Source organism: Pseudomonas gingeri, from assembly GCF_013386165.1.
Lineage (GTDB): Bacteria > Pseudomonadota > Gammaproteobacteria > Pseudomonadales > Pseudomonadaceae > Aquipseudomonas > Aquipseudomonas gingeri_C.
Map to the genome: position 1 here is coordinate 306,634 of NZ_JACAOS010000018.1, position 26,439 is coordinate 333,072.

Consider the following 26,439-nt stretch of genomic DNA (forward strand, 5'->3'; position numbering starts at 1 on the left):
CCAAGCACTGCTTTTCTCTCATCGATCCAATAATAAATAAATCGGAATCGGAGCTTCGGATGTCTGTACCCAGCGAGACGGCTACTCAAACTATTTCCTACAGCGATCTGGTGGCATTGCTCGCCCAGGTCTTCCAGCGTCATGGCACCTCGGCGCAAGTCGCCCGGGTCCTGGCCGAGAACTGCGCCAGCGCCGAGCGCGATGGCGCCCACAGCCACGGTATCTTCCGGATTCCCGGGTATGTCTCCACACTTGCCAGCGGCTGGGTGGATGGCCAGGCGGTTGCGTTGGTCGAAGATGTCGCTTCCGGTTTTGTCCGGGTCGATGCCGCCAACGGTTTCGCCCAGCCGGCCCTCGCCGCTGCGCGTGAGTTGTTACTGGAAAAAGCCCGCAGTGCCGGGATCGCCGTGCTGGCGATCCGCAACTCCCATCACTTCGCCGCGCTCTGGCCGGATGTCGAGCCCTTTGCCTATGAGGGACTGGTGGCCCTGAGCGTGGTCAACAGCATGACCTGCGTGGTGCCCCACGGCGCCGAGCGCCCGCTGTTCGGGACCAACCCGATTGCCTTCGCCGCGCCGCAGGCCGGGGGGGATCCGATCGTGTTCGACCTGGCCACCAGCGCCATGGCCCATGGCGATGTGCAGATTGCCGCCCGTGAGGGCCGTAGTCTGCCGCCGGGCATCGGGGTGGACCGCGAAGGTCAGCCGACCTGTGATCCCAAGGCGATCCTCGACGGCGGTGCGCTTCTGCCATTCGGCGGTCACAAGGGCTCGGCGTTGTCGATGATGGTCGAGTTGCTGGCGGCGGCCCTGACCGGTGGGAATTTCTCCTTCGAATTCGACTGGTCGAAACATCCGGGCGCCAAGACCCCCTGGACCGGGCAACTGATCATTGTCATCGACCCGGCCAAATCGGCGGGGCAGGACTTCGCCGAGCGTGCGCGGACGCTGGTCGGGCAGATGCAGGGTGTCGGCCTGCAACGCCTGCCGGGTGACCGACGGCACCAGCAGCGGGCCGAGTCCCAGCGCGACGGGATCGTACTGGCCGAGCGCGATCTGCAACAGCTGCGCGAGCTGGCCGGTCAATGAGCCTTGGCGCCTGGGATGGATGACATCCCAGGCCCACGGTTGGCCCCTATCTCCAGCAGGGGATGGTACTCGGGCGGTCTTCCCAGGTGAGTGAGCAACAAGGTCAGGGAGTCGGCGTTGTCGAGCATGACATCGACTCTTTTGTGCTCATCCGAGAGAAAAAAACGGCGGGCTTCAGTCAGATCCCGGGCACTGGTGAGCAGCAACAGGCGTTGCAGGGATTTTCCCTCCAGGTCATGCCAGTGTCGGTCGTCGTCCTCTTCGTCGGGCTCCTTGAACAATTCGCTGTCGGGCGTGGTACTGGAGAAGGCGTGCTCCTGGACCCGCTCCAGGGCGTCGTGGCGCAGCCTGCCCACCAGCGTGCTGGTATCGAGCAGATCCAGGAACGGCCGGCTCGAATCCAGGTAACAGAAGTCAATGGTGTCGAGGACCAGATGGCTGAGCTCATGCAGCAGGACTGCCGCCATGTTGTGTGCTTGCATGTCGAAGGTTCTCGGGCGCATGGGCAGGTAGGCCTGAAAGCCGGGATCGAAAAAGCGCTCGGTCAAATAGATTTTCCTGGCGCTCTCGTTGGGCAAGGTGAACGCCTGAATGCTGTGTTCCGGGTGCAGGGCCGAGCCCACCACATAGCGTGATGAAGTCTCGGGATTGAGCGATGGCTTGAGCAGTTCCCCGAGCAGCATGTGGGCGCGGAACTTGATTTTCCGGATCACGCTTTCATTCACCACAGAGATGCCGAAGAACTTTTCCACAAAGAGACGGCGCTTTTTATCCAGGATGGCGTCGGAAAAAAGTCGGTCCATATTCCAGATGGCAGCGCTCAAATAGGCCACTGCCTGTTCGTGGCCAAGGCGGATCAGGCGCGCGCGGGCGGGGTAGAGTCGGCGGATACTGTCAATCCCGATCGCCTGTACGCGCATTTGTTCGCGGATGGCTCTTCGGGGCAGGCAATAATCAAGCAGCTTCATGGCGAGAGTCCTTCCAGGCAGTGCCCTTGCAGGTTGAATGACCACTGTTTGTAGGTGTTCTGTTGCAGCCAGGGCCCCCGCGTGTGGTCCTTGACGATGCGCCAGCGCCGATTGTCTTCTTGTACCTGAAAGACTTTTCCGCCGACCGCCGCGAAGGTCTTGCCAGTCGCTATGTCCTGGTACAGGCCGGTGGCCAGGACCGGGGTCATGTCCGCCAAGGCCACGTCATGGGCTTCATGGTCGAGGATCGCGGCCTTTTGTCTGGGCGTCAGGCGAACGACGCCCCAGGCCGGGTCGGCAAAGGGTGACTCGATCAGGTCTGCGGTTTCTGTTGGCACCGGGTCGGCCAGGTTCGATGGGCTCCAGCCGCGGCGTGCCACCGCCAGTTGCGCCAGGCCGATGACGAACTCTTCGATCGCCTCGCCCCAGCGACCCTGCCAGGCCTTTTGCCCCGCTTCCTTGAGCCGCAGGAGGGTCTGCCAGATGAGCCGTGGCAAGTGCAGCCGCCCAAGCAGAAACGTCGCGCCCTGGTAAAGCCCGGTCTTGAGCCAGGACAGGGCGTTGCTCCAGGCCGGGTGCTGGTCTTGTACGCTCTGTCGACCAAGCATGTCCTTGAGCAGCGCAGTGGTGTCCTGATAGAGCCGCTGGAAGAAATTGCCGCGCAGCGGATTGTCGCTGATTCCCAGGGGCGCCCGCGGTGTGCTGAATACCTGTTGTGCGTAATGAGCGCGCCGCTCATGGGCCAGTCTTTCGAGAACTCGCTGTTGCAGGCTGTTCGAGTCCCTGAGGTCGTTCAGCAACGCGGCTTCATCGGTGTATTCCCGGAAAATCGGCGGCGGGCCCTGTGGGGTGAGCAGGATTTGCGGGCCGTGTTCGCCGGATCTGCGGCCAATCAGATAGAAGCCGGCCACGGGATCGGCTTGCGCCTGGACGCCGCTGATCAATTCCAGTGGGCGAACGTCGATACTCTGTCCGTTCAAGGGTTTTCTGGCGAGACCGTCGGGCATCGCCAGCAGGTGCTTGATATAGCCGTGGGCGGTGCTGGACAGGGTGTTGCGGATCACCTGGGTGAAGGCGTGCAGCAGGCTCTGCCAGGAAAAGTGTTTTCGAAACGCGAGCTGGTGTTTTGCGCTGCCACTTTCGCTGGCCGACAGATAGGAGTCGAGCAGATTCCCATAATGGCTGCCAATGGCGGCTTCTTTCACCAGGCTCTTGAGGCGGTTGCCGGTCAGCTCCTTGGGCAGCCAGCCCGCTGGAGTGCTCGCGACGATCGAGCTTTGGTCGATATGGTCGAAGTGCCTCAGGGCAAAGTCGCTCAGCGATTCACGGATGATCTCGGCCGCATTGCCCAGCGTCAGCGAGACATTGATCTTGTCGGGGTCGAGTCCGGCTGCCGGAAAGTCCCGTGACAGCAGGCTCATGACCTTGGTCCTGGCGTTGTCGCGGATAGCGGGAATGTCCTGGTGATAGTCCCCCGTCGTTGCGGCATCCTGGCGATAGCGGTCGAGCAGGCTCGCCAGGGCGAACTGCCGACTGTCGCTGGTGTTCGCCAGCCAGGCCGGCAGCGCCAGGTGCAGGGCCGCGTTCTCGCCGCCCTGGATGGCTTTTTCCAGGGTGGGAATGCTCGCGTGGGTGTCGAGACAGGACTCCAGGTGCTGGTGGAAGTTGTCGTCCGAGTAGGAGGAGGCGGTGGCATGCGCCAGGTCTCCCAGCGCCTTGTCGATCAATGAGTGCTGGCGGTTGCTCCAGAAACTGTCCTGGATAAGCTCAAAAGCCAGGGCCGGATAGACCCGGTGATTGGCGTGAGGGTTCTTCGGCAGGGGCAGGTTTGTCGGTCGTTCGCTTCTGGCGATGTGTTCCAGCAGGGCCAGGCGATCCACGGGGTCATGCAGGCGTCGCTGGAGTTCGACCTCGGCGGCGTGAAATGAAGGAAAGGCTTGCGCGCCGTGGACCGGGGTCCACAGCAGCACGGCGCCGGAGTGTTCGGTGTCCAGGCCGCCCCGTTCGGTCAGCAGGAAACAGTTGTGCAGTTTGATCGGTGTTGCCGAGGCGTGGGTCCTGAGCGTCAGTGCGAAGGCATCGGGAATAAAGCCATGCAAGCCGGGACGCGTGTCCCGTCGATGGCTGTCGAGAATGTTGTCGAGCAGTTCCAGGTCGCTCTCGCTCAAGTCTCCCCGCAGTACCTTGAACTGTGTTTCGCAGCGCAGTCCATTGACCACCGCCTCGCTCAAGGGCTCGGCCAGGGATCCGTACACGGAGCGTTGCTGGCGCAGGTAGCGGTCGAGAAAGCCCGGCAGGAGCTGATTGACGACCGTGTTGAGCCGTGCAACGTCGAGGTTGGCGACCCGCGCCCAGTGGCTGTCCCGGTCCTTGCTGAACAGGCCGATCTGCGGCGCGTCTGCCAGCGGGTCGGCCTGCTGTGTCAGGCGTTCGAGGAAATAGTCCGCCACGCGCTGTGAACGGCTCGTCAGCAGCGGCGTATCGCCGAGTTCAGGAAGCGCTGACGGGGAGTGGTTGAGGTAGAGATCGGCGACGGGCAGGTTGCCCAGAGGGTCGAGGTTCAGTGCCTGGGACAGTTCGCTCTGGATGAAGGCCTTGAGGGAAGGGCGCTGCTTCAGCCCGGTGGTGAGGGTGGCCTTGAGTTCGTTCAATGTCTTGAGCTGGTAACTGACGGTCTCCAGTGTCGGCGCCAGTGTTCGGCGCAGGCCTACCTCGACGGGCTTCTCGCTGGTGGAGAGATCCAGCCGGTGGCTCCATCGACCCAGGGGCGCGACCGCGACCAGACGCGGATCGATCATGGCGCGGACATCGATTGCCTGTTCGAATGCTGGTGCCAGCGCCAGCGCGCCGTTGCTGGCGCGATAGCGTTCGAGCACGTACTCCACGTTGTCGCGTTGCTTGGCGATGATGAGGTCGAGCTGCGCCTTGAACACCGACGGGGCGCCTGCGACCAGCACGATGTTGCTGATGCCCGCGCTCTTCAGCCGGGCGCGTTCACGCAATGACAAACCATGACGCCACTCATCACCATGGCTCGGGTCCTCGAGCCGGGCCTTGAGCGAAGCCTGCAGCGCGGTTTGGTCTTCGAAGATCTGCAAGCGCCCGGCGCCATAGAGGAAGAAAGCGGGGCGCCGTCGACGGTCGCTGCGCACGACAAATGCATTGGCCAGCCGCGACGAGCGTTCGCCTGCCTGGAGGCTCAAGGCGTAGAGCGTCAGTTCGTTCAGCCTCGAGGCATCCGCTGGGTAGAGCCCGCAGAGGGAATGGAAGTCCTCGGGATTGAGGGCATTCCAGTCCTGTTCCTGCTGGAGCAGTTCGGCTCGAAAGCGCGTGCCCATGGCATCGATGAACAGTTCCTGACGTGCTTGTCCGTTGTCGAGGGGCTCCTTCCAGAACGCTTGCAGGGCGGCTCCCAGATGGCTGGACAGCTGATTGGCAATGCTCGCCAGGCCACTTTCCCAGGCGGCGGTATCCGCGACCGAGGAGGCGTAGCCGGGTGCGACGAACTCGCGGGTTTGATTGTGTGCCCAGCCGCCGCGATTGTAGTACTCCAGCAAGGCCTCGCTCGGTAACCGGGTCGAGACCTGCCGCAGCGGCAGTGGCGGCGCGGTTGCGTGGTGGACCGGGTCTTCATAGTTGATGACCCGCAGGGACGCCAGGTTGACGTGAATGAAGCGCTTGCCCAGCGTGCTTTCGAGCCGTTGCGTGAGCAGGGCGTTGAGCGTGGGCAAGTGCAGCAGTTCGTCATGCAGGTGCTTGAGGGTGTAGTCGAGGTAGTTTTCGATGGACTGGCGCCGATCATTCAAGACGATTCCCCGGATAGGCTCCGAGACCAGGGTGGGTGGTGGCTGATAGCGGATGGCGCTCTTGATCCTGAGTGCGACGAAACGCAGCAATTCGTCGCGTTGCGGGGCAAGGGCCAGGCGTTCGAGTAGCTTGTTCAGCGCCAGGTCCCGTGTCTCGAAACGCTCCAGGCCGAAAGACGGGGTACAGAGGAACGCCGCCTGGCCGGGAGGGCCGCTGACCAGGAAGGTGCCGGCCAGGTCGGCTGCCGCAGACCCTTGCGCGACAATGAAGAGTTTATCGACGGACATGGGGATATCGATTGCCTGCCGGGCGTCCTGGCTGGCCAGGAAGAGGTTTCTCAGCCAGTTGCGCTCACCGGGCTGGAGATGCAGCGAGGTTTCCAGTGCGCTGGATGTGTCACGCAGTTCCATGGCCTGGGACAGGTAATAGACAGGAGGATGGTCGGACATGTGCTGTGCCTTCGTTCATGTTGACGGCGGGCGATGCTCGCCGAGGCGAGGCATCGCGCTTGAAGGACACCGACGCTACAGGGGGCGCTCCGACGGGCGGCGTTAGATAGTGCTGGCCGGTGTGGCTCCTGGCGTCTGGCGGGGGTTGCCGGTGAAAATCGGATAGAACTCCGTGGGGCGCCCCAGGTAGTTGATCATCAGCGCCACGGAGTCGGCGTTGGCCAGGATGATGTCGATGCGCCTGGCCTCGTCGTCGCGGAATTTCTGGCGGGCGCCTTGCAGATCGGAGCAGCGGGTTAGGGCCAGGACCCGCTTGTACGGTTCATCCTCGATATCGTGCCAGGTGCCGGTGACCTCGTCCTCAAGCCGGAACAGTTGTTCGGTGGGGGTGCGCAAGGAGAGTGCCGTTTCCTGTAGCTCTTTTAATGCCTCCTGTTGTTCACATCCGTCGCGGGTGCGGGTGTCGAGCAGGTCGTAGAAGGGCCGGAAGGCGTCAAGGTAGGCAATGTCCACAGTATTGAAGACAAGATGGCTGAGTTCGTGGAGCAAGATACTGGCCATGTTGTGCAACAGGCCGTTGAAGGTCCTTGGCCTGAGGGGGCTATAGGCCTCGAGGCGGGGTTCGAAGAACAGCTCATTCAGATAGATGCTACGGGTACGATCGCACTCCACCACGAAGGCTGCACACATCCATTCCGGCCTGCGGCTGGCGCCGAGGACATAGAGCTCCGAGAGGTCGGGGGAGCGTGCGGGAGACAGCAATTCCCTGACCAGCTTGTCGAGCATTTTGCTGATTCTCTGGTTCAGGCCTCGACTGATGGTTCTGAGGCCGAAGAACTCCTGGAGGTAAAGCTGTCGCTGGCTGTCGAGTCGGGTGCCGGCTGTCAGCGATTGCAGGCGTTTCCTGGCGTTTCTCAGGTAGGTGAGGGTCAGGGCGTGGGCCTGCTTGATTCGCCGGGCCTTGTCCGGGTAAAGATGTTTGATTGCTTTCATGCCCGTGGCCAGTACCTTGATTTCACGGTTCAGGGTCTGGCGGGTGTTGATATGGTCCAGCAGGCGATTGCCATCGCCGCCACCCAGCAAGCGGCCCTTGAGGTCCATGTCCCACTGGTCTTGCGCGCCCTTTCTGAGCCAGGGGCCGGGTTCCTGATCCGTCACGATGCGCCAGCGCCGGTCCTCGAACCGCACCTGGAACACCCGCCCGCGCACGGCGGCGTACTGGCGCTGGGTGCCCGGGTCGGTATGGATGCCCAGGGCGGCGTCATGCTCCAGGTCGTTCAAGGCAATATCCCGGACTTCGTAGCCGAGCAGGCGCTCTTGCTGTTCCCGGGTCAGGTGCATGTCTGCCCAGCCAGGTGCGGCTGGAAACGGCGATTCGATCGGCGTCGGCGGCGTGGGTGTTGGCGCGGGTGCCGGTACGGGGGGCGCTAACCCGACGTGAGTGCCGGCCGTCGGGACCTTGCGTGCCAGGGCCAGTTGCGCCAGGGCGCTGGTGAACTCTTCCATCGCCACGGCCCAGCGGCCGTGCCAGGCATTGTCCGCGGCGTCCTTGAATTGCGGCAGGGTTTGCCAGATCAGCCAGGGCATGCGCAGGCGGCCGAGCATGAAGCGGGTGTCCTGGTGCAGTTGGTTGCCGAGCAGGTGAACCACCGTGTTCCATGCCGATTGCTGGCCTTGGGTGCCTTGCAGCCCCAATTGGTCTTTCAGCAGGGCGGTCATGTCGTTGTACAGCCGGGTGAGGAAATTGCCCTTGATGGTGTTCCACAAGAGGCTGACCGTTCGGGTGCTGAACACCTGCTCGCTGTAGAACTGGCGCACGCTGCTCGAAAGCCTGCCGAGCACGAGCTGTCGTAGCGATCCGCTACGGCCCAGTTCGCTCATGAACAGCGATTCGTTGTCGAACTCGCGAAAGGCCGGCCGCGCACCATAAGGGCTGAAGAGCACCTGGGCGCCGAGGCTATCGGAGCGTCCGATCAGATACAGGCCCAGGGCCTGGTCGGCGCTCTTCCTGGCCTGGCGCAGCAGTTCCAGTGGACGCACGATGATGTCACTGCCGGCGAGCGGGAGGCGGGCCACTCCGTCGGGCATGCTGAACAGATGCCGGATAAGGCCGTGGGCCTGGGCGGACAGTGATTGTTGCAGGTACTGGCGCAGCGCATGTTCGAGGCTTTGCCAGACCAGGTGCCGGCTGAACAGGTGCTGACGCTCGGGTACCCGCTTTTCGCTATGGGATAGGTGGGAGTCCAGCAGCGCCGCGTAATGCGTGCCGAGGTTCGCTTCCTTGATCAGGGTATTGAGGTGCGCGACCGTCAAACCCTCCGCAAGCTGCTCGGCGCCCGTCAGTGTCGTTGCCGCTCCGTCGATCTCGTCGAAATGGCGCAGGGCGTAATCCGTCAGTGTCTGTGTGTGTGTGCTCTGCGCTGGCGGGCCGGAGACCGAGAGGTGTACGTCATCGGGGTTCAGGCCCAAGGCTGGAAAATCGCGATTGAGCAGGCCGGCAATCTTGGCCCGGGCGAACGCGCGGATGTCGGGGATATCGTGGTGGTAATCGATGGGCGTATCGACGTGCTGCCGGTGTCGGTCCAGCAACTCTGCCAGGGCCAGTTGCTCGTCGGCGCGGGCATTCGCCAGCCAGCCGGGCAACGCGCTATGAAGGCGGCTGTGGCGTGTTGCCTGGAGGGCTTTTTCCAGGTGCGGCAGTGAGGCGTGCCGTAGCAGGCAGGATTGCACCTGGCCTTGCAGGCTGGCGGCCGGCAGTTGTGCGCGGGCCGCTTCGGCGATATCGCCCAGGGCCTTGTCGACCAAGGAGTCGATCCGCTCGGTCAGGAAGTTGTTGCGGATGCGTTCGAAGCCGATGCTCATGCCGTCGCGGTGATTGTTCGCCGCGAATGATGCGTGGGGAGCTTCGGTTATCAGGTTCTCCAGCAGGCTCAGGCATTGGACCGGGGTGCGCAGGCGCCGCTTGAGTTCGTCTTCGGCCCTGGGCAATGAATCGAACGCTTCGAGTCCGCCGGCGGGTGTCCAGAGCAGCGCGCGTCCGCAGTTGAGCGGATCCAGCCCGCCACGCTCGGTGATCAGGAAACAGTTGGACAGCGTGTGCGGCGGCGCCTGCTCGGTGGCTTTCAGGGCGAGACTGAAGACATCCGGGATAAATCCCCGCAAGCCTTTGCGCCCTTCACTGTCCGGGCTGTCGAGGACCGTTTCGAGCAGTTCCCGGGCGCGGTCGTCCAGGGTGCCTGTCAGCACGCGTTGTTGTGCTTCATGGCGCAATCCCTGATTCATGGCCTTGTTTATCAGTGGAGTGAGTTGGGAGTAGATCGAGCGATGCTGGCGCAGAAAGCGTGGCAGGAAATCCACCCGCGCGGCGTCGACGAGCGCATTGGCGGTGGCCATGTCCAGAGTGGCAATCCTTGACCAGCTACCGGCCTGACCGCGGCTGAACAGGCCGTTGTTGGTACTTTGCGCCAGTGGCAGGACCAGGCCGACCGAGCGTTCCAGCAGATGTTCGGCCAGGCTGATCGAGGTGGTCGGCTGGAGCGTCTGCGGTTCGTCGGAGGCGTTCTTGTACTGGTTGAGGTAGATGTTCGCCGCGTCCAGGTCTGTCCGCTTTGCATTGAGCAACTCATCGTGCAGCGCGCTTTGTGCGAAGGTCAGGAGATCAGGACGTTTGGCCAGCTCGCTGGCGAGACGGGCTTTCAAGGTGCTGAGCGCGTGCCTCTGCTCACTGGCGCTGGCCGGCGTTGTGGTCGGGGACGCGGGCGCCGGGCGCAGGGTTGTCGGCTGGGTATGGGCGTCCGCCGACAGGTCCAGGCGGGTGCTCCAGCGTTCGCGGGTATCGAGCGATTGCAGTTTCCTGCTGATCATCGCGCGTACATCCAGGGCGACATCCAGGGCCGCGCCGAGCGCCAGTTGTCCGTTGCTCCTGCGGTAGCGGGCCAGTACGTAGTCGATGTTTTCCAGTTGCTTGCTGATAACGGCTTCGAGGCGGTTTTCGAACAATGGTTGAGGCAGGACGGCTTGCGGCGTGACCAGTGCGGGGAGTTGTTGCAGGTCGCCGAGTTCGCCCAGCGAAAGGGGTTGCGCCAGTGCATCAGTGCTGCCGTCGTTGCGCAACTCCCGCAGCAGGTCTGCGTCCAGGGCTTCCTGGTCGTTGAGCGGCGTGAGCCGGTCGTAGGCATAGACAAACAATGAAGCAGGATTGACGGACTCATCGCTGGCCACGAACGCATTGGCGAGTTCAGCCTGGGAGGGCTTGGTGGTGGCGTAGCCCAGGCTCCTGACGCGGGTCCGGAGCAGTCGCGCCGGCCTGTGTGGGTAGAGGCCGGCCAGCCAGTGGTGGGTCCTGGGGCTGATGCTGTCCCATTGCAGTTGTTTGAACAGCTCGGCTCGCCAGCAGCTTCCCATGACTTCGCTGAAGAACCAACGACGGGAGTGGCCGCTGTCCAGCAGGCCGTTCCAGTAGCTTTGCAACTCGCTGTGAAGGCGCATTTTCAGGGTGCCGGAGATGTTCGCGATGGCGCGTTCCCAAGACTCGGTGTCGCTGGGCGCGGCGCTGTATCCGGGTGCGCTGAACGTGCGGGTCTGGCCGGCGGGCCAGGTTTGCGTGAGGTAGTGCGCCAGCAGCATGTCGGCCAGGGATTGCACGTCGACTCGCCGGCTTTGCGGCGAATCACTGTTGTTTCGCGTCTCGCTCACGTAGCGGCTGACGTTGACGCTCGCCAGGTTGACCCCGGCAAACCGTCGACCCAGTTCGTCGCCGAGCATCTTGCCGAGCAGGGCCGCGAGGGTCGGCAGTTTCAACAGTTCCTCGTTCAAGGCCTGTAAGTTCTGGTGTTGCTGCTGATCGATGGATCGGCGCCGGTCGAGGAACACGGCCCCGTCGATGGGCTCGGTCTTGAGCCAGATATGGTTGTCGAAGCGGATTCGGCTCTTGATCGCGAGTGCCACGAAGCACAGCAGTTCGTCGCGTTGCGTTGTGTTGCTCAAGCGGCTCAGCACGGCATGGTTGGCCCCGTTTCGGGTGTCGAAATGTTCCAGGCCGAAAGCCGGGCTGTAGAGATACGAGCAGTCTTCTGTGGCCGGACTCATCAGGAACGCCCCCGCCAGATCCACGGGCACGATGCCGGGGGCACCGATCAAGAGTCGTTCCACGGTCATCGGGTCATCGAGTGCTTGGCGGGCATCCTGAGTAGGAAGAAAGACGTTTCTCAGCCAGTTGCGATCGGCCATGGAAATGTCCTGCGCTTGTTCCCGGGCATTGGGGCTGTCGCGCAGTTCCAGGACTTCGGAGAACTCGTAGGGAAATGAGTCGGTGGTCATGGTTTTTGCCTTCGTTCGTACTGACGAACCGCAGGGCGCTGGCAGGCCAGGCTTTGCGGAGAATGGCAAAAACGCTATCGAGTGGCGGGGGGCAGGGGTGGTAGATAGTGCTTCGGCAGGCGTGTCCCTTGTCGGCGCGACAAGGGACCGTTCGCGCCGGGGTTGATCAGTTACGACGGCCCAGCAGCAGGCCGACCACCAGGCCGAAACCGGCGGAAATCGCCACGGTCTGCCATGGGTGACCGCCGATATAGGTTTCGGTCGCCTCGACCACCGGCTTGGTGCTTTCGCGTACGTGGGTCACCGAGTCCAGTGCTTGCTTGAGCTTCTGGCTGACCTGGGTGCGCAGGCTCTCGCCGTCCTCGCCCACCAGCGAGGCGCTGTCCTTGAGCAGTTTTTCCGACTCCTGGATCAACGCTTGCAACTCGCTGAAGGCCTGGTCCTTGATCTGGTCATTGGCGGCTTGTGCGGCGGATTTGCGGGCCATGGAATCTTCCTTTCAAGTGAGTGATGAGATGAATCATGTGAGTCGGCCAAGGCGGTGAAAGTTGCAAATTTTTCTGTTGTGGCCCGGGTTCGAGCCAAAATCCTCGGCAGGATATTTCCATCGGCGGTGTAAGATACACGCCTATTTACACCGCAGGATTTTCCAATGAGCTTCAATCTGGCTAACAAGTCCCTGGCTGAGCGTGCTGCCCTCGAGGATGAGAAGTCCCGGCTGTTCGACCTCTGGCAGAGCAACCTGGGCAAGTCCAAGGGTGAGGCCGCGCGCCTGTTCGGCGAGCGCGCCAAGCGCAAGGGCAAGTGGGCAGAGTGGGTGCGCTCGGAACTCGACACCCTGTCGCCGCCGGAATACACCAGCATGGTGCGCAGTGAGGTCAATCGCCTGATGGCGGCGGCCAAGTAACCCCAGCCTTCACTCGACCCGGATGATGCTATAGCGCTGGGCGACAGCACCGACCTTGATCGCCACGTCGTCGCCTTCCTGCTTGCCCAGCAGGGCACTGCCCAGGGGCGAGCGCGGGCTGATGACGGTGATCAGCTGGCCCGCGCTCTCGACCTTGAGCCCGGCGGCATCGGGAGCCAGGAACAGCCATTGTTCACTGCCGTTCTCGGCTTCGAGGGCCAGCAGCGCGCCCAACTGGATACCGCTCTGCTCGTCATGGGGACGCAGGATCAGCTCCCGACAGCGCTTGATGGCCTGGCGGATTTCTTCCATGCGCCGGGCTTGTCCGGTGGCCAGGTACGAAGCCTCCAGGCCCAGTGTATCGTATTTGTTCTCGGCGACGTTTTCCTCGTCGGTCGCGGTTTCGTAGGCGGTCTGGGCCGCGCGCTGCAAGACGTCGAGATCGATGTCCAGCCGTTCGAGAAGCCGTTGATGCACGGCGTATTTGTCCATCACGATGATGTCGCTCAATTGCAGAACTGCAGCACGTTGGCCCGGCTCTTGTCAGTGGGCGCCGTCTGGTCCTGTTGCAGCCAGAACTGGCACTTGGGGTTGGACAGGTTGCGGTAGCTGCTGCGGGCCTGTTCCAGGCGCTGCTGTTCTTCGTTTTTGGAGAGGTTCTGTTTGTACTGCTCGAACATCTGCGTCGAATCGCCACCGCTTTGCGGCGCGGGGGCGATCACGGCAGGGGCCGGGTTGCTCAACTGACGGGCGGCCTCGGCCAGCGGGGCCAAGGGCTGCGGGACAAAGATCCGTGCCACCACCCAGGCGGTCAGGGCCAGGGCCATGACCCCCAACCAGATGCCCAGGGCGATACTGGCGGTCAATTGCAGAGGGTTGAGGGTGACATAAATGGGGCGACGCGCTTGTCGGCGGTAAGGCATGGTGACCTCCTGGCAGGGCGATTTGGCACAAAGGGCAATTGTCCCATGAAGATTAATCGACATCGGCTCTTCTGCGCGCGCAGATTTATGCGGACAATCGGCGCTTTTGCCAAACGGAGCCCGGAATGAAGGCCACCTGGGATATTTTCTGCACGGTTGTGGATAACTTTGGCGATATCGGGGTGACCTGGCGCCTGGCCCGGCAACTGGCCGCTGAACACGACTGTGCCGTGCGACTGTGGGTCGATGACCTGCGGGCCTTCGAGCATCTGTGCCCGGCGATTGATGTCGGGCTCGAACGGCAATCGCAGCGAGGGGTCGAAGTCTGCCGTTGGTCGACGCCCTGGTCGCCGGTGTCGGCGGCGGATGTGGTGATCGGCGCCTTCGCCTGCAGCTTGCCCCATGAATATATGGAAGCCATGGCGCAGCGGGAGAAGACGCCGTTGTGGCTCAATCTCGACTACCTGAGCGCCGAGGACTGGATCGTCGGCTGCCACGGGCTGCCGTCGGTCAAGTTCAAGCAGGTGCAGAAATTCTTCTTTTTCCCGGGTTTCCAGGTCGGGACCGGTGGCCTGCTGCGTGAGGCCGGGCTGCTGGAGCAGCGTCGGGCTTTTGTCCAGGATCCGCGGGCGCGTGGCGATTTCCTGTGTGGCCTGGGGGTCGAACCGACGGACGGTGCACGGCTTATCTCGCTGTTCGCCTATGAAAACCAGGGGTTGGCCAGTTGGATGGATGCCCTGGCGGCCGACGTCCGGCCGACGCAATTGCTGGTGCCCGTGGGGCGTATCCTCGCCGATGTCCAGTGCTGGCTGGGGGTTGAAGGCCTGGTGGCAGGCGCTCGCGAGGTCCGTGGCGGCTTGACGGTGCAGGTGTTGCCGTTCGTCCCCCAGGAGGATTACGACCGCCTGCTGTGGAGCTGTGACTTCAACGCGGTGCGCGGCGAAGACTCGTTCGTGCGGGCGCAATGGGCGGGGCGGCCGTTGCTCTGGCACATCTATCGCCAGGAGGATGACGTTCACCTGGACAAGCTGGAGGCCTTTCTCGGGGTGTACACCCAGGGGCTGTCGGTGCCGGCCAAGGCGGCGTTCGAGGATTGGTGGCGAGCCTGGAACGGGGCGGGGGATATGGCGTCGAGCTGGAATGCGGTGCTGGAAAACGAGCGGGAGCTGGCCGAACACGCTGAACATTGGTGTCTGGAACAGGGTTCGCGGACCGATCTTGCCACGGCGCTGGTGAAGCTTTACCTAAATTGGATATGATACGCGGCCTAGATTTATGTACATCCCATCCAAATTCGGATATTCGCAATGAAAACTGGTAAAGAACTGAAACCCGGGACCGTGATCCGTCTCGAAAACGATCCTTGGCTGGTTCAGAAAGCTGAATTCACCAAGTCCGGTCGTAACAGCGCGATCATGAAGACCAAGCTGAAGAACCTGCTGACCGGTTACAAGACCGAGATCGTCTACAGCGCCGATGACAAACTGGACGACGTGATCCTCGACCGCAAAGAAGCGACCCTGTCCTTCATCAGCGGCGACTCCTACACGTTCATGGACACTTCTGACTACACCATGTACGAGCTGAACGCCGAAGACATCGAGGCTGTTCTGCCATTCGTGGAAGAAGGCATGACCGACGTCTGCGAAGCCGTCTTCTTCGAAGACCGTCTGGTTTCCGTAGAACTGCCGACCACCATCGTGCGTCAGATCGACTACACCGAAGGTTCCGCTCGCGGTGACACTTCCGGCAAGGTGATGAAGCCTGCCAAACTGAAGAACGGTACCGAACTGTCGGTTGCTGACTTCATCGAAATCGGCGACATGATCGAGATCGATACCCGTGAAGGCGGTTCCTACAAAGGCCGTGCTAAATAAGCACTGCTTTTCGCCGCACAAACAAAAAAGCCCGGACATGCGCCGGGCTTTTTTGTGTCTGCTTGTTTCTGTTTCTATGTGGCTACCACGATCCTGTAGGAGCCGGCTTGCTGGCGATGCGGTCCAATAGTCGCCATCGTTATTGACTGACAAATCGCTATCGCCAGCAAGCCGGCTCCTACAGGTGGAGGCCTTATTTCAGGTGTTCTTTCAGTTCCTGCGAAGCCTGCAACATGGCCGAACGGACTTCCGGCACCTGGCTGACCACATTGAGCAAACCGTAGTCGTGGATCATGCCGTTGTAGCGCACGCTGGTCACCGGCACGCCGGCTTCATCCAGCTTGCGACCGTAGGCCTCGCCTTCGTCGCGCAGCACGTCGGAACCGGCGGTCTGGATCAGCGCAGGCGGCAAGCCCTTGAGCTGAGCCGTGCTGGCCCGTAGCGGCGAGGCGTAGATCTCGCTGCGTTGCTTGGCATCGGTGGTGTAATTGTCCCAGAACCATTTCATCATGTTCCGGGTAAGGAAATGCCCCTCGGCGTACTGGTTGTAGGACGCCGTCTCGAAATTGGCATCGGTCACCGGCCACAGCAGCAGTTGGAACTTGATCGCTGGCGTGCCCTTGTCCTTGGCCATCAGGCTGACCACCGCGGCCATGTTGCCGCCGACGCTGTTGCCGGCCACGGCCAGGCGCTTGCCGTCGACATTGATCTCCTGGCCGTGTTCGGCCACCCACTTCGTCGCGGCGTAGGCCTGGTTGATCGCCACCGGGTAGTGCGCTTCCGGCGACGGTGTGTAGTTGACGAACACCGCTGCCGCACCCGACCCGACCACCAGGTCGCGGACCAGTCGCTCGTGGGTCGGGAAATCCCCCAGGACCCAACCGCCACCGTGGAAGAACATGAACACTGGCAGCGTGCCCTTGACCCCGGCCGGGCGGACGATGGTCAGCGCCAGCGGCTTGCCGTCGACCTGGATGGTCTTCTGGCTGACATCGGCCTGGGGCAGGTTCAGCTTGACCCCTGACTGCGCCCCGGACAGCACGGCGCGTGCTTCGGTCGGCGTCAGTTGTTCCATCGGCTTGCCGCCGCCGCCGTTCAAGGCATCGAGAAACGCCTGGGTGTTGTGTTCGACATCACCGGCGAAGGCACTCTGGACGGACAGCGCGAGCAGGGTACCGGTCAGGACTTTGCTGAAAGTGTTCATGTTCGGATCCTTGAAGGTGAGGGGTTAGACAGTGACGTGCAGGCGGACGTCGACGTTGCCACGGGTGGCGTTGGAGTACGGGCAGACCTGGTGGGCGGCGTCGACCAGGCTTTGTGCTTCGGCTTGTTCCAGGCCCGGCAGGCTGATGTGCAGGTCGATATCCAGGCCGAAACCACCAGGGATCTGGCCGATGCCGACATGGGCGGTGATCGCGGCGTCGGCCGGGATCTGGCGCTTGCTCTGGCTGGCGACGAATTTCAGGGCGCCGATGAAGCAAGCCGAGTAACCGGCGGCGAACAGTTGTTCCGGGTTGGTTGCGGCACCGCCGGCACCCCCGAGTTCTTTCGGGGTGGCGAGCTTGACGTCGAGGATCTGGTCGCTGGAAACAGCACGGCCGTCACGGCCACCGGTGGAGGTTGCGATTGCGGTGTAGAGAGTTTGCATGATGAGCCTCGTCGTTTCAGGTTGGTTGTTTGCGCTAAATGTTTGCGCGTTAACTAAATGCGAGGTAAATGTACTGCGCAAATATATTGTGCGCAAGATAAATTTTCAAAAAAACCGAATCCAGGTTTTTGGCGGGGGTCAGGGAGGGAGGTTAACGGCAATCGCGAAGGTGTTACCGCGAGCCGGATCGCCCCTGTGGCTAGGAGCGATCCGGCTTTTCTGTAGGAGCAGACTTGCGGTTGTAGGAGCCAGCTTGCTGGCGATCAGCGCGAAGCGCTGAAGGCAGGCGCTGTCAAAGACTGTCTTGCAGATGCCCGCGCAAGGCCACCAACTCGGCCTGAAGGGCGCGCAGGCGTTCCAGGGAGTCGCCGCTGGCGGCGAGAATGCATTGCGGGATACCCCGCGCCTGCTCGCGCAAGGCCCGGCCCTGTTCGGTCAACTCGACGATGACCACGCGCTCGTCCTCTTTGCTCCGGGTCCGGCTCAGCAGCCCTTCGCTTTCCAGGCGCTTGAGCAGGGGCGTCAGGGAACCCGGATCGGTCAGCAGGCGCGTGCTGATCTCGCCCACGGTCAGGCCGTCCTTTTCCCAGAGCACCATCATCGCCAGGTATTGCGGATAGGTCAGGTTGAGCGCCTGGAGCAGGGGTTTGTAGACCTTGGTCATCAACAACGAGGTGGAGTGCAGGGCAAAGCACACCTGGTTGTCCAGAAGCAGGTCGTCACAGTTGTCGCGGTTGCTGGTCATCACTAAAGCCTTGTGCGTTACGTTCGATGAATCTAGCGGTCGAATCTTTAATGCGCCAGAGAATTTTCCCGGCCTAGTGTCGTCCCAGGCCGCTTTGCAGGGCCAGGTCCCACGGTGGTACGGGGCTGAAACGACCCTTGAGGAACTCCAGCAACAAGCGGCTGCGGGAGTTGGCCGGTTGTTCCAGGCGCAGCGCATAGACACCGGAGCTTTCCGGGGCCGGCAGGCCGTTTTCGCAAAACAGCGGCAGTAGTTCACCGCGCAGCAGGTATTCGCTGATCAGCCACGTCGGCAGATGGGCGATACCCAGGCCGGCCAGGGCTCCGGACAGCAGCGCCTCGGCATTGTTCGAGGTCATGCGTACCCGCGCCGGACGATACTGCTGCATCTGCCCGTCCTGGACGAAGCGCCAGGCCATGAACGGGGCCAGGGCGTCCCAGTCGAGGCCGTCATGTTCGCTCAACTCGCTGGGATGAGTCGGCGTGCCGCGACTTTTCAGGTAGGCGGGGCTGGCACAGGCGATCCGCACGATGCTCGCCAGGGGCGTGGCCACCAGCCGGGTATCGGCCATTTGTCCGGCGCGCAGCACCAGGTCGACCTTGCCCAGGTTGGAGCCTTGCATGTCGACGAAGCTGTCGATCAGGTGCAGTTGCACATCCAGTCCCGGATAACCGGTGAGAAAGTCGGCGATGGCCGGCGCCAGGTGCCGTCGACCGAAAGCCGCCGGCGCGTCGACCCGGATCAAGCCCTCGGGGGCGTTGCTCAGGGAAACGGCCTCGGCCCGCGCCAGGCGCAGTTCGGCAACGATGCGCCGGGCCCGTTCGGCGAACGCCAGGCCTGCGGGCGTGGCCCGGACCGCATGGGTGCTGCGAATGAACAGGCGGCTGCCGACCGAGCTTTCCAAGCTGTCGATCCGGCGTGCCACGGCGGACGGGGTCAGCGGATGGAGGCGGGAGGCGGCGGAAAAACTGCCGGTTTCCAGGACATCGAGAAACAGGCCGAGTTGATCGGTCAGCGTCGTGGGATTCATAAAGGTTGCTTGTGCGAGATTGGCATAGCCATTGTGCGTTGCTGTGCGTTTCCGCGCTAGAGCGGACTGCGTAGCATGGAGGCCATTGAGTGGGGAGATGGCTGTGATCGAATTGATGGAGTACTTGCTGCTGGGCGTCGTGATGGGCGGTGTCGGCGGGATCTTCGGCATTGGTGGCGGCATGATCGCGATACCGGTGCTGGGCATTCTGTTCGGCCTCGACCAGCAGTTGGCCCAGGGCACGGCCTTGGTGATGGTGGTGCCCAATGTGGTGCTGGCCTTGCATCGTTATAACCAGCGCAATCGCATCCAGCTGCGCCACGCGCTGCCACTGGTGCTGATGAGTTTCTGTTTTGCCTGGTTCGGTGCCTTGTGGGCGGTGGGGCTGGATTCGCGCAGCATGCGCCTGGGGTTTATCGGTTTCCTGCTGGCGCTGGCGCTGTTCTACCTGGTGCGCCTGTTCATGACGCAGTCCCCGGTGTCGGCGCAGATGCGTTACCCCTGGCCCTGGCTCGGCGTGCTGGGCGCGGCATCCGGGACCATGGGCGGGTTGTTCGGGGTCGGCGGGGCGGTGGTGGCGACGCCGGTTCTGACCAGCGTCTTCGGCACGTCGCAGGTGGTCGCCCAGGGGCTGTCGCTGGCATTGGCCTTGCCGAGCACCAGTGTGACCCTGGTGACTTACGCAGTGCATAACGAGGTGGACTGGCGCATGGGCATCCCCATGGCCATCGGCGGCCTGATGAGTATCAGTTGGGGGGTGAAAGTCGCCTACGCCTTGCCCGAAAGAGTCTTGCGCGGCCTGTTTTGCGCTTACCTGGTGTTCGGCGCGCTGCTGCTCAGCTTCAAAGTTTGAAACCTTCGACGATGTGCTCGGCCAGGCATTCGGTGATCGGCGACGGCTTGTTCGGGTTGCGCACCAGCATGATGTTGAGCAAGGGCAGTAGGGGCAGGTCTTCGGCCTCGCCCAGAATCCGCCAGTCCTGGGGAATCAGGCTTTCCAACTGGGCGGTCATGGCCAGGCCCGAGTTGACCACCGCCATGATCGTCGACAGGCTCGGGCAGTTGTAGGCCAGGCGATAGTCCCGGCCACGGGCGTCCAGCGCATTGAAGGCCCATTGGGTGCAAAAGCAGTCGGGGCCGTCCATCGCCATCGGCAGGGGCGTTTGTTCGTGATTGGCGGAGTGTTGGGCTTCAGCCCAGACCAGGCGTTCCTGGCGCAGCAACTGGCCGACTTCATAGCCTGGCTTGCGGGTCACGATGGTCAGGTCGAGGTCCTGGCGTTGCAGTAATTGCGTGGAACCTTCGCAATTGACCTCGATCTGGATCAGCGGATAGGACTGCGCAAAGCGTGACAGGATGACGGGCAGAAAGCGCATCACATAATCATCCGGCACGCCGATGCGGACCATGCCGACCATGTGCGGTTCACGCAAGGTATTGAACACCTCGCTGTGCAGTTTCAGGATCCGCCGGGCATAACCGAGCAGGACCTGGCCTTCGGCGGTCAGCCGCATCTGGCGCCCGTCGCGCTCGAACAACTGGCGTTTGAGCACGTCTTCTTCCAGGCGTTTCATCTGCATGCTGACGGCCGATTGCGTGCGATTGACCCGTTCACCGGCCTTGGTAAAGCCCCCTTGCTCAGCAATCGCGACAAAGGTGCGCAGGACGTCGGTGTCGATGCTCGGGTAACTGGCCAATTCATCAATCTCCGAGATGTATTGCATAAGAAACATTCGTTGGATTGATCTTAGCCCCAGGCAGAGACTTTAGTCATCCCCAACTGGAGGGCAAGATGATGAAAGCTCAAAAAGGTTATCTGTTGATCGAAGGTGGTTCGCACTCGAGGCTGTCGCCACGGGGCTGGTGGCAGCGGATTGTCCGTTGGCACGACGTGTCACGGGAGCGTCAGATTCTGGCGGCATTGAATGACGATGCACTCAAGGACATGGGGCTCAGTCGCGCCGATGTCGAGCAGGAAACCCACCAGCACTTCTGGGACGATCCGATGAGCAAGGGCCGTTGATGGTGCTACACAAGCAGGGGCGGACTGCGGTAGTTTGCGGGTTCACAAGGAGGCGTGCATGCCCGCAGACCTGTCGTTCTCATTGAAGCAAGCCCGGCGCCTGGCGCTCGCGGCCCAGGGATTCCAGGGGCGTAAAGCCCCGGCGTCGATCAAGCCGGTGCAGGTCAATCGGTTGATCGAGCGCCTGGGTGTCGTGCAGATCGATTCGGTCAATGCGCTGGTGCGTTCGCACTATTTGCCGCTGTTTTCGCGATTGGGCAATTACTCCTCCGACTTGCTCGACCAGGCCGCCTGGAGCCAGGGGCGCAGACGCACCCTGTTCGAATACTGGGGGCACGAAGCCTCGCTGCTGCCGATGTCGCTGTACCCGCTGATGCGCTGGCGCATGCAGCGGGCGTCCCGTGGCGAGGGGATCTATCAGCAGATGGCGCGTTTCGGTCGCGAGCAACAGGCGACCATTCGCCGGGTGTTGGCGTTGGTCGAGGAACGCGGTGCCGTGGGCGCCGGTAGCCTGTCGACGCGTGAGGAAAAGGCCGGGCCCTGGTGGGATTGGAGCGCTGAAAAGCACGCGCTGGAGTGGCTGTTTGCCGCGGGTGAGGTCACCGTGGCCGGGCGCCGGGGCTTCGAGCGGCTCTACGATTTACCGGAGCGGGTGATTCCTTCGGCGGTGCTCGGGCTGCCGCTGCTCGACGAGGCCGAGGCCCAGCGCGGTTTGTTGCGCCAAGCCGCGGCGGCCCTCGGGCTGGCGACGGAGAAAGACCTGCGGGACTACTTCCGGCTGGACCCGGCTGACAGCCGTGCGCGTCTGGCGGAATTGCTCGAGGCGGGTGAGTTGCAAGTGGCCGAGGTGCAGGGCTGGCGCCAGCCGGTGTACTGCCTGCCGGACATCAAGGTCCCGCGCCGGGTCGAGGCCAGTGCGTTGCTGTCGCCCTTCGACTCGCTGATCTGGGAGCGCAGCCGCACCGAGCGGTTGTTCGATTTCCGTTATCGGTTGGAGATCTACACGCCGCAGCACAAGCGGGTGTATGGCTATTACGTGTTGCCGTTCCTGCATAACGAACGCATTGCCGCGCGGATTGATTTACGTGCGGAGCGAGCGCTCGGGCGCTTGGCGGTGCATGCCGTGCATGAGGAAGAGCAGGGACTGGATGAGGTGGGGATGGCGGCGTTGGCCGTCAGTTTGCGGCAATTGGCCGAGTGGCTGGGCTTGCCGGATATTCAGCTCAATTGTCAGCGGGTCAGTGCGCAGCGGTTGCGGGGGTTGCTGTAAACCCTTGTGGCGAGCCCGCTCGCCACAAGGGGGATGCCGCTGCTTAGCGTCGAACTTGCTTCAATGTCTCGGCAATCAAGAACGCCAACTCCAGTGACTGATCGGCATTCATCCGTGGATCGCAATGGGTGTGATAACGATCCGACAAACCATCCTCGGTAATCGGTCGCGCACCACCAATGCACTCGGTGACGTTCTGCCCGGTCATCTCGATATGAATCCCGCCCGCATAGCTGCCTTCGGCCTGGTGCACCTGGAAGAACTGCTTCACCTCGCTGAGGATCTGCGCGAAATCCCGGGTCTTGTAACCGCTGCTGGCCTTGATGGTGTTGCCGTGCATCGGATCGGAACTCCACAGCACCTTCTTGCCTTCGCTTTCCACGGCGCGGATCAGTTGCGGCAGGTGATCGCCGACCTTGTTCGCGCCCATGCGCACGATCAGGTTGAGGCGGCCGGGATCGTTGTCCGGGTTGAGGATATCGATCAGGCGGATCAGGTCGTCGGTGTTCATGCTCGGGCCGACCTTGACCCCGATCGGGTTGTTCACCCCGCGCAGGAATTCGACGTGGGCGCCATCGAGCTGGCGGGTGCGGTCGCCGATCCAGAGCATGTGGGCCGAGCAATCGTAATAGTCGTTGGTCAGGCTGTCGCGGCGCACGAAGGCTTCTTCGTAATTCAGCAGCAAGGCCTCGTGGGCGGTGAAGAAGCTGGTTTCGCGCAACTGCGGCGAGCTGTCCATGCCGCAGGCCCGCATGAACGCCAGGGTTTCATCGATACGGTCAGCCAGTTGGCTGTATTTCTCGGCCAGGGCCGAGTTGGCGATGAAGTCCAGGTTCCACTTGTGCACCTGGTGCAGGTCGGCAAAGCCGCCCTGGGCGAAAGCGCGCAGCAGGTTCAGGGTGGCGGTGGCCTGGTGGTAGGACTGCAACAGGCGGTCCGGGTCCGGCACACGGCTTTTTTCATCGAAGCCGATGCCATTGACGATATCGCCACGGTAGGCCGGCAGGGTCACGCCATCGATGGTTTCGTCGTTGGCCGAACGCGGTTTGGCGAACTGCCCGGCCATGCGCCCGACCTTGACCACCGGACAGCCGGCGGCGAAGGTCATGACAATGGCCATTTGCAGCAAGACCTTGAAGGTATCGCGAATCTTCGCCGCCGAGAACTCGGCGAAGCTTTCGGCGCAATCGCCGCCCTGGAGCAGGAAGGCACGGCCCTGGGTGACTTCGGCGAACTGACGACGCAGTTCGCGGGCTTCCCCGGCAAATACCAACGGCGGATAACTGGCCAGGCTTTGCTCGACCCGCAGCAGATGCGCGGCGTCCGGGTACTGGGGTTGTTGCTGGATCGGCAAGGCACGCCAGCTGTCGGGGCTCCAGGGTTGGCTCATCATGAACTCGAGGATTGACGGGGGGAGGCCCATGTTAGCAGCAATTAGTGCGTGACCTGCTCTGTCGGCTTGGCTGACAATTGCCGTTTTCCCGCTTGCAAGGATATGAAATGGCTGAGGAGCGCGTGGAGCGTCTGCTCGCCGAAGTGCACGATGCCTTCGGCATGATTCGAGTCCTTGAAGTGGACGATTACCGCTTTCTCGAATTTGGCGATGCCATTGAGCAGAGCTGCGTGTTCACAGCCGATCCGAGTTGGCTGGAGTACGACTACACCCGGGCCATGCTGATCGGCGCGCTGTGCCACGAGGAACCGGAGAGTGCGCTGTTCCTCGGGCTGGGGGCCGGCACCCTGACCCAGGCGTGCCTGCGCTTCCTGCCGTTGGAGGATGTTGAGGCCATCGAATTGCGCCCGGACGTACCGCGCCTGGCCATCGAGTATCTGGGCCTGGATGACGACCCGCGCCTGTATATCCGCGTCGGCGACGCGCTGGAGTTGCTGGAGTCGGCGGAGTCGGCGGACCTGATCTTCGTCGACCTGTATACCGATGTCGGCCCGGGTGTCGGCCATCTGGCCTGGAGTTTTCTGGAGAACTGCCAGAAAAAGCTCAATCCCGGTGGCTGGCTGGTGATCAACCAATGGGCTACCGATGACGGCAAGCCGCTGGGCGCGGCGTTGTTGCGTGGGCTTTATCACCGACACTACTGGGAGCTGCCGGTGAAGGAGGGCAATGTCATCCTGATCGTGCCGGCAGACCTCGATCAGGAACTGGACATGCAGGCGCTACGGGGACGGGCCGATGAACTGGCACCGCGCCTCGGGTATTCGTTGCAGACCTTGATCGGCGAGATTCGACCGGCGACCTAGATGGCCGGCCACTGTTCGACGGTGGTTCAGTCGGAAAAGCCCGTATCGAGCGCCAGTTCTTTCTGGCGTTTTTCCGGTCCTCCGGTCTCAAGGCTCAACGGCGGCAGCGCCTGTTTCACCGCTCCCGGTAGCAACGGTCCCTTGATTCTCGGTCCCGAGCCGATACCCGCGTTCTCATTCGCCTCGGGTCCGCTCAGGGTGATGCCGTTGGCGTCGAGTTTGATAAAGTGCGCGCCGACCTTGAGAGTGAGTTGTTCTCCCGCCTCGATCACCACCTTGGCCCCGGCTCGCAGGTGTATTTCCTGCCCGGCCTCGATGAAATATCCCAGCCCGGTTCTCACTTGCTGGCTCTCACCCACCAGCAGGCTGTCATCGCCTTTCACCTCGACGCGACGGTCCTGGTGTACGGTGTGGTGCTCCTGGGCCTTGAACTCGCAGTAGCTGTTGGCTGTCACGCACTCATGCCGTTCATGGCCGACCATGACCGACAGATCGTGTCCGATATCCTGTTGCCAATCGCGCTGGGCATGCAGGTAGATCTGTTCCTCGCCCTTGCGATCTTCAATACGCAGTTCATTGCTGCCAGCACCGCCTGGGCTGCTGCGGCTCTTGAACACGCTGCGGGTCTTGTGCGCCGGCAACGGGTAGGCCGGCAGGTGGCGCTGATTGGGCAGGCAGCCGGTAATCAGCGGCTGTTCTGGATCGCCTTCGAGAAAGGTCACCAGCACTTCCATGCCAACACGAGGCAAGGTCACCGCACCATGACCAGGCCCGGCCCAGCCGGATGCCACCCGTAACCAGCAACTGCTCCGTTCGCCGCTTTCGTCCGAACGATCCCAGTGAAACTTCACTTTCACCCGGCCATATTCGTCGCAGTGAATGTCTTCGCCGGGTGGGCCGCTGACGATGGCGGTCTGGGTATTGAGGCGACGGGATTTGCGCGCTTGCAGTGGTGGACGGAAGAATGTCTCCCAGGGCGTGGCCAGAAAGGTATTGCGGTAGCCCTGGCGGAAATCACCGTCGGCCTGGTGCGGGTTTTCTGCCGACTCCTCCAGCACCTGTGGCTGTTTGCCTTCGTGGCTCAGTTGGGTCAGCAGCCAGAGCGTATTCCAGTCCGGCTGTGGATGTTCGGCCAGAAGCAGGAAGTGCCCACTGACCAGTTGGGGTTCATTGCTCTTGCCCGATGCCCGTCGGCTGTCGCTGCGATGACCTTCCAGCTGGCGACGGTTGAGCTGCCGACCGTGTTCGTCGCGGTTGTAGCGACCGGGATAGCTATAATCCTCGAGGTCCGGTTGCGGCAGGGAGTGCAGCACGCAGGCGCTGTTTTCCAGTCTGGCGCCGGGCTGTCTGAAGTCGTAGTCGCGCAGGGTCGCCCGGGTGCTGCGGGTTTCCAGGCGCAGGTCGAAGGCGCTGATGCAGGGCCATTGCGCGACCAGACCGTTGCCCGGTCGGTAGGGCACGCTGCCGGGCAGCCTACGGAAATAGGTCTGGTCGTCGCCGAACGCCAGGTGATGACCTTGGGGGCTGTGCTGGAAGTGATAGTGCAGGCCATCTTCTTCACACAGTCGCTGGATGAAATCCAGGTCGGACTCGTTGTATTGCACGCAGTATTCGCGAGCGGGGAAGGGCGTGGCGAGGTTGAAGCTGAAAGCATTGCCGAAGATGCCATGGTCCTTGAGCACCCGGGCGATGATCTGTGGCACGCTCTGGTTCTGGAACATACGCTGGTTGAAGCGATGGCTCAGATAGGCCAACTGAGGCACCAACGTCAGTTGATAGTGCGTCCAGCGTTGGCCTGTATCGCCTTGGCCGATGCTGTAGACCTGACCATGAACACCCGCACCGTCGGCGTTGAAGGCGAGAAAGCCCTGCCGATGCAACAGCTCGTCGAGGTTGAGATCCGGCTGCCGGCTGACCAGTTCCAGTTCGAAGCGGTAGGGCTGGCTGATGGCCTCCGTGCCCTTGAATGCCAGGACTTCCAGTCCCTGTTCGAGGCCCGAAAGAGTGAGGGTGAAGCGAGGTGCCGAGGTGAACATCCGTTGTGCCTCCTGCAAGGGGAATGCACGGAGTGTGGACCCGTCGGTGGTGGTGTTGAATGCTCGAAAACAAAATCAGAATAAGGCTACAAG

21 protein-coding genes are annotated in these 26,439 nt (G+C 62.4%); 8 read left to right on the plus strand and 13 right to left on the minus strand.

The window, feature by feature from the left end:
- The first annotated feature begins 59 nt into the window (after nucleotides 1-59).
- On the plus strand, nucleotides 60-1,088 hold the full coding sequence (locus HX866_RS23060) for an Ldh family oxidoreductase (protein WP_177140467.1): 1,029 nt from the start codon (nucleotides 60-62) through the stop codon (nucleotides 1,086-1,088).
- On the opposite strand, the gene HX866_RS23065 is transcribed toward HX866_RS23060, so the two are convergent.
- From HX866_RS23065 to HX866_RS23080, 4 genes are all read right to left on the minus strand, one after another.
- A complete protein-coding gene (locus HX866_RS23065; RefSeq protein ID WP_177094855.1) occupies nucleotides 1,082-2,056 on the minus strand; it encodes a hypothetical protein in 975 nt (324 codons plus the stop codon). The two genes, HX866_RS23060 and HX866_RS23065, sit on opposite strands and share 7 nt — an antisense overlap.
- Nucleotides 2,053-6,312 carry a hypothetical protein gene (locus HX866_RS23070; RefSeq protein WP_177140468.1) on the minus strand — a complete coding sequence of 1,420 codons (4,260 nt, stop codon included), beginning with the start codon at nucleotides 6,310-6,312 and terminating at the stop codon, nucleotides 2,053-2,055. The genes HX866_RS23065 and HX866_RS23070 overlap by 4 nt, the downstream gene beginning before the upstream one ends.
- Before the next feature lie 102 nt (nucleotides 6,313-6,414).
- On the minus strand, nucleotides 6,415-11,631 hold the full coding sequence (locus HX866_RS23075) for a hypothetical protein (protein WP_177140469.1): 5,217 nt from the start codon (nucleotides 11,629-11,631) through the stop codon (nucleotides 6,415-6,417).
- Nucleotides 11,632-11,797: 166 nt separating this feature from the next.
- A complete protein-coding gene (locus HX866_RS23080; RefSeq protein ID WP_177094861.1) occupies nucleotides 11,798-12,118 on the minus strand; it encodes a DUF883 family protein in 321 nt (106 codons plus the stop codon).
- A gap of 165 nt (nucleotides 12,119-12,283) precedes the next feature.
- On the opposite strand from HX866_RS23080, the gene HX866_RS23085 reads away from it, so the two are divergent.
- A complete protein-coding gene (locus tag HX866_RS23085; RefSeq protein ID WP_177094863.1) occupies nucleotides 12,284-12,538 on the plus strand; it encodes a hypothetical protein in 255 nt (84 codons plus the stop codon).
- Nucleotides 12,539-12,547: 9 nt separating this feature from the next.
- Here the strand turns inward: HX866_RS23085 and HX866_RS23090 are convergent, their stop codons facing one another.
- On the minus strand, nucleotides 12,548-13,030 hold the full coding sequence (locus tag HX866_RS23090) for a GreA/GreB family elongation factor (protein ID WP_177140544.1): 483 nt from the start codon (nucleotides 13,028-13,030) through the stop codon (nucleotides 12,548-12,550).
- 14 nt (nucleotides 13,031-13,044) lie between these two features.
- Nucleotides 13,045-13,461: a hypothetical protein gene (locus HX866_RS23095; protein ID WP_177094865.1), complete on the minus strand. Its 417-nt coding sequence runs from the start codon at nucleotides 13,459-13,461 to the stop codon at nucleotides 13,045-13,047.
- A gap of 125 nt (nucleotides 13,462-13,586) precedes the next feature.
- On the opposite strand from HX866_RS23095, the gene earP reads away from it, so the two are divergent.
- Both earP and HX866_RS23105 read left to right on the plus strand, forming a co-directional pair.
- Nucleotides 13,587-14,720, plus strand: coding sequence for an elongation factor P maturation arginine rhamnosyltransferase EarP (earP, locus tag HX866_RS23100; protein WP_177140470.1), 1,134 nt, complete (start codon nucleotides 13,587-13,589; stop codon nucleotides 14,718-14,720).
- Between the two features lie 48 nt (nucleotides 14,721-14,768).
- Nucleotides 14,769-15,338: an elongation factor P gene (locus HX866_RS23105; protein ID WP_177094868.1), complete on the plus strand. Its 570-nt coding sequence runs from the start codon at nucleotides 14,769-14,771 to the stop codon at nucleotides 15,336-15,338.
- A gap of 193 nt (nucleotides 15,339-15,531) precedes the next feature.
- On the opposite strand, the gene HX866_RS23110 is transcribed toward HX866_RS23105, so the two are convergent.
- From HX866_RS23110 to HX866_RS23125, 4 genes are all read right to left on the minus strand, one after another.
- Nucleotides 15,532-16,542 carry an alpha/beta hydrolase gene (locus HX866_RS23110; protein WP_177140471.1) on the minus strand — a complete coding sequence of 337 codons (1,011 nt, stop codon included), beginning with the start codon at nucleotides 16,540-16,542 and terminating at the stop codon, nucleotides 15,532-15,534.
- A gap of 24 nt (nucleotides 16,543-16,566) precedes the next feature.
- Nucleotides 16,567-16,986 carry an organic hydroperoxide resistance protein gene (locus HX866_RS23115; protein WP_103499663.1) on the minus strand — a complete coding sequence of 140 codons (420 nt, stop codon included), beginning with the start codon at nucleotides 16,984-16,986 and terminating at the stop codon, nucleotides 16,567-16,569.
- Nucleotides 16,987-17,278: 292 nt separating this feature from the next.
- Nucleotides 17,279-17,731 (minus strand): MarR family winged helix-turn-helix transcriptional regulator, encoded by a 453-nt coding sequence (locus tag HX866_RS23120; RefSeq protein ID WP_103499664.1) that lies wholly within the window; start codon nucleotides 17,729-17,731, stop codon nucleotides 17,279-17,281.
- 73 nt (nucleotides 17,732-17,804) lie between these two features.
- The gene (locus HX866_RS23125) at nucleotides 17,805-18,761 is read right to left on the minus strand and encodes a LysR family transcriptional regulator (protein WP_177126362.1); all 957 of its coding nucleotides are present in this window, start codon (nucleotides 18,759-18,761) and stop codon (nucleotides 17,805-17,807) included.
- 103 nt (nucleotides 18,762-18,864) lie between these two features.
- Here HX866_RS23125 and HX866_RS23130 point away from each other — a divergent pair, with 103 nt between their 5' ends.
- Nucleotides 18,865-19,614: a sulfite exporter TauE/SafE family protein gene (locus HX866_RS23130; RefSeq protein ID WP_177140545.1), complete on the plus strand. Its 750-nt coding sequence runs from the start codon at nucleotides 18,865-18,867 to the stop codon at nucleotides 19,612-19,614.
- Here HX866_RS23130 and HX866_RS23135 read toward each other — a convergent pair.
- A complete protein-coding gene (locus tag HX866_RS23135) occupies nucleotides 19,604-20,458 on the minus strand; it encodes a LysR family transcriptional regulator (protein WP_177095323.1) in 855 nt (284 codons plus the stop codon). The genes HX866_RS23130 and HX866_RS23135 overlap by 11 nt on opposite strands.
- 98 nt (nucleotides 20,459-20,556) lie before the next feature.
- Here HX866_RS23135 and HX866_RS23140 point away from each other — a divergent pair, with 98 nt between their 5' ends.
- Both HX866_RS23140 and HX866_RS23145 read left to right on the plus strand, forming a co-directional pair.
- Nucleotides 20,557-20,784, plus strand: a complete 228-nt coding sequence (locus HX866_RS23140; RefSeq protein WP_177105745.1) for a DUF1127 domain-containing protein — start codon at nucleotides 20,557-20,559, stop codon at nucleotides 20,782-20,784.
- 58 nt (nucleotides 20,785-20,842) lie between these two features.
- Complete coding sequence (locus HX866_RS23145) at nucleotides 20,843-22,054, plus strand: winged helix-turn-helix domain-containing protein (RefSeq protein ID WP_177140472.1); 1,212 nt, start codon at nucleotides 20,843-20,845, stop codon at nucleotides 22,052-22,054.
- 43 nt (nucleotides 22,055-22,097) lie between these two features.
- On the opposite strand, the gene HX866_RS23150 is transcribed toward HX866_RS23145, so the two are convergent.
- Nucleotides 22,098-23,444 (minus strand): class II 3-deoxy-7-phosphoheptulonate synthase, encoded by a 1,347-nt coding sequence (locus HX866_RS23150; protein WP_177094875.1) that lies wholly within the window; start codon nucleotides 23,442-23,444, stop codon nucleotides 22,098-22,100.
- A gap of 110 nt (nucleotides 23,445-23,554) precedes the next feature.
- Here HX866_RS23150 and HX866_RS23155 point away from each other — a divergent pair, with 110 nt between their 5' ends.
- Nucleotides 23,555-24,310: a spermidine synthase gene (locus HX866_RS23155; RefSeq protein ID WP_177094876.1), complete on the plus strand. Its 756-nt coding sequence runs from the start codon at nucleotides 23,555-23,557 to the stop codon at nucleotides 24,308-24,310.
- 26 nt (nucleotides 24,311-24,336) lie between these two features.
- Here HX866_RS23155 and HX866_RS23160 read toward each other — a convergent pair whose 3' ends face one another.
- Nucleotides 24,337-26,346: a type VI secretion system Vgr family protein gene (locus tag HX866_RS23160; RefSeq protein ID WP_177140473.1), complete on the minus strand. Its 2,010-nt coding sequence runs from the start codon at nucleotides 26,344-26,346 to the stop codon at nucleotides 24,337-24,339.
- Nucleotides 26,347-26,439: the final 93 nt, after the last annotated feature.

What these genes read in the sequence shown, in the direction of transcription:
- HX866_RS23105 (WP_177094868.1), top strand. Translation starts at nt 14,769, where the DNA reads ATGAAAACTGGTAAAGAACTGAAACCCGGGACCGTGATCCGTCTCGAA.
- HX866_RS23145 (WP_177140472.1), top strand. Translation starts at nt 20,843, where the DNA reads ATGCCCGCAGACCTGTCGTTCTCATTGAAGCAAGCCCGGCGCCTGGCG.
- HX866_RS23155 (WP_177094876.1), top strand. Translation starts at nt 23,555, where the DNA reads ATGGCTGAGGAGCGCGTGGAGCGTCTGCTCGCCGAAGTGCACGATGCC.
- HX866_RS23140 (WP_177105745.1), top strand. Translation starts at nt 20,557, where the DNA reads ATGAAAGCTCAAAAAGGTTATCTGTTGATCGAAGGTGGTTCGCACTCG.
- HX866_RS23070 (WP_177140468.1), bottom strand. Translation starts at nt 6,312, where the DNA reads ATGTCCGACCATCCTCCTGTCTATTACCTGTCCCAGGCCATGGAACTG.
- HX866_RS23080 (WP_177094861.1), bottom strand. Translation starts at nt 12,118, where the DNA reads ATGGCCCGCAAATCCGCCGCACAAGCCGCCAATGACCAGATCAAGGAC.
- HX866_RS23090 (WP_177140544.1), bottom strand. Translation starts at nt 13,030, where the DNA reads ATGGACAAATACGCCGTGCATCAACGGCTTCTCGAACGGCTGGACATC.
- HX866_RS23065 (WP_177094855.1), bottom strand. Translation starts at nt 2,056, where the DNA reads ATGAAGCTGCTTGATTATTGCCTGCCCCGAAGAGCCATCCGCGAACAA.
- HX866_RS23060 (WP_177140467.1), top strand. Translation starts at nt 60, where the DNA reads ATGTCTGTACCCAGCGAGACGGCTACTCAAACTATTTCCTACAGCGAT.
- HX866_RS23125 (WP_177126362.1), bottom strand. Translation starts at nt 18,761, where the DNA reads ATGAATCCCACGACGCTGACCGATCAACTCGGCCTGTTTCTCGATGTC.
- HX866_RS23085 (WP_177094863.1), top strand. Translation starts at nt 12,284, where the DNA reads ATGAGCTTCAATCTGGCTAACAAGTCCCTGGCTGAGCGTGCTGCCCTC.
- HX866_RS23160 (WP_177140473.1), bottom strand. Translation starts at nt 26,346, where the DNA reads ATGTTCACCTCGGCACCTCGCTTCACCCTCACTCTTTCGGGCCTCGAA.
- HX866_RS23150 (WP_177094875.1), bottom strand. Translation starts at nt 23,444, where the DNA reads ATGAGCCAACCCTGGAGCCCCGACAGCTGGCGTGCCTTGCCGATCCAG.
- earP (WP_177140470.1), top strand. Translation starts at nt 13,587, where the DNA reads ATGAAGGCCACCTGGGATATTTTCTGCACGGTTGTGGATAACTTTGGC.
- HX866_RS23120 (WP_103499664.1), bottom strand. Translation starts at nt 17,731, where the DNA reads ATGACCAGCAACCGCGACAACTGTGACGACCTGCTTCTGGACAACCAG.
- HX866_RS23075 (WP_177140469.1), bottom strand. Translation starts at nt 11,631, where the DNA reads ATGACCACCGACTCATTTCCCTACGAGTTCTCCGAAGTCCTGGAACTG.
- HX866_RS23095 (WP_177094865.1), bottom strand. Translation starts at nt 13,461, where the DNA reads ATGCCTTACCGCCGACAAGCGCGTCGCCCCATTTATGTCACCCTCAAC.
- HX866_RS23110 (WP_177140471.1), bottom strand. Translation starts at nt 16,542, where the DNA reads ATGAACACTTTCAGCAAAGTCCTGACCGGTACCCTGCTCGCGCTGTCC.
- HX866_RS23115 (WP_103499663.1), bottom strand. Translation starts at nt 16,986, where the DNA reads ATGCAAACTCTCTACACCGCAATCGCAACCTCCACCGGTGGCCGTGAC.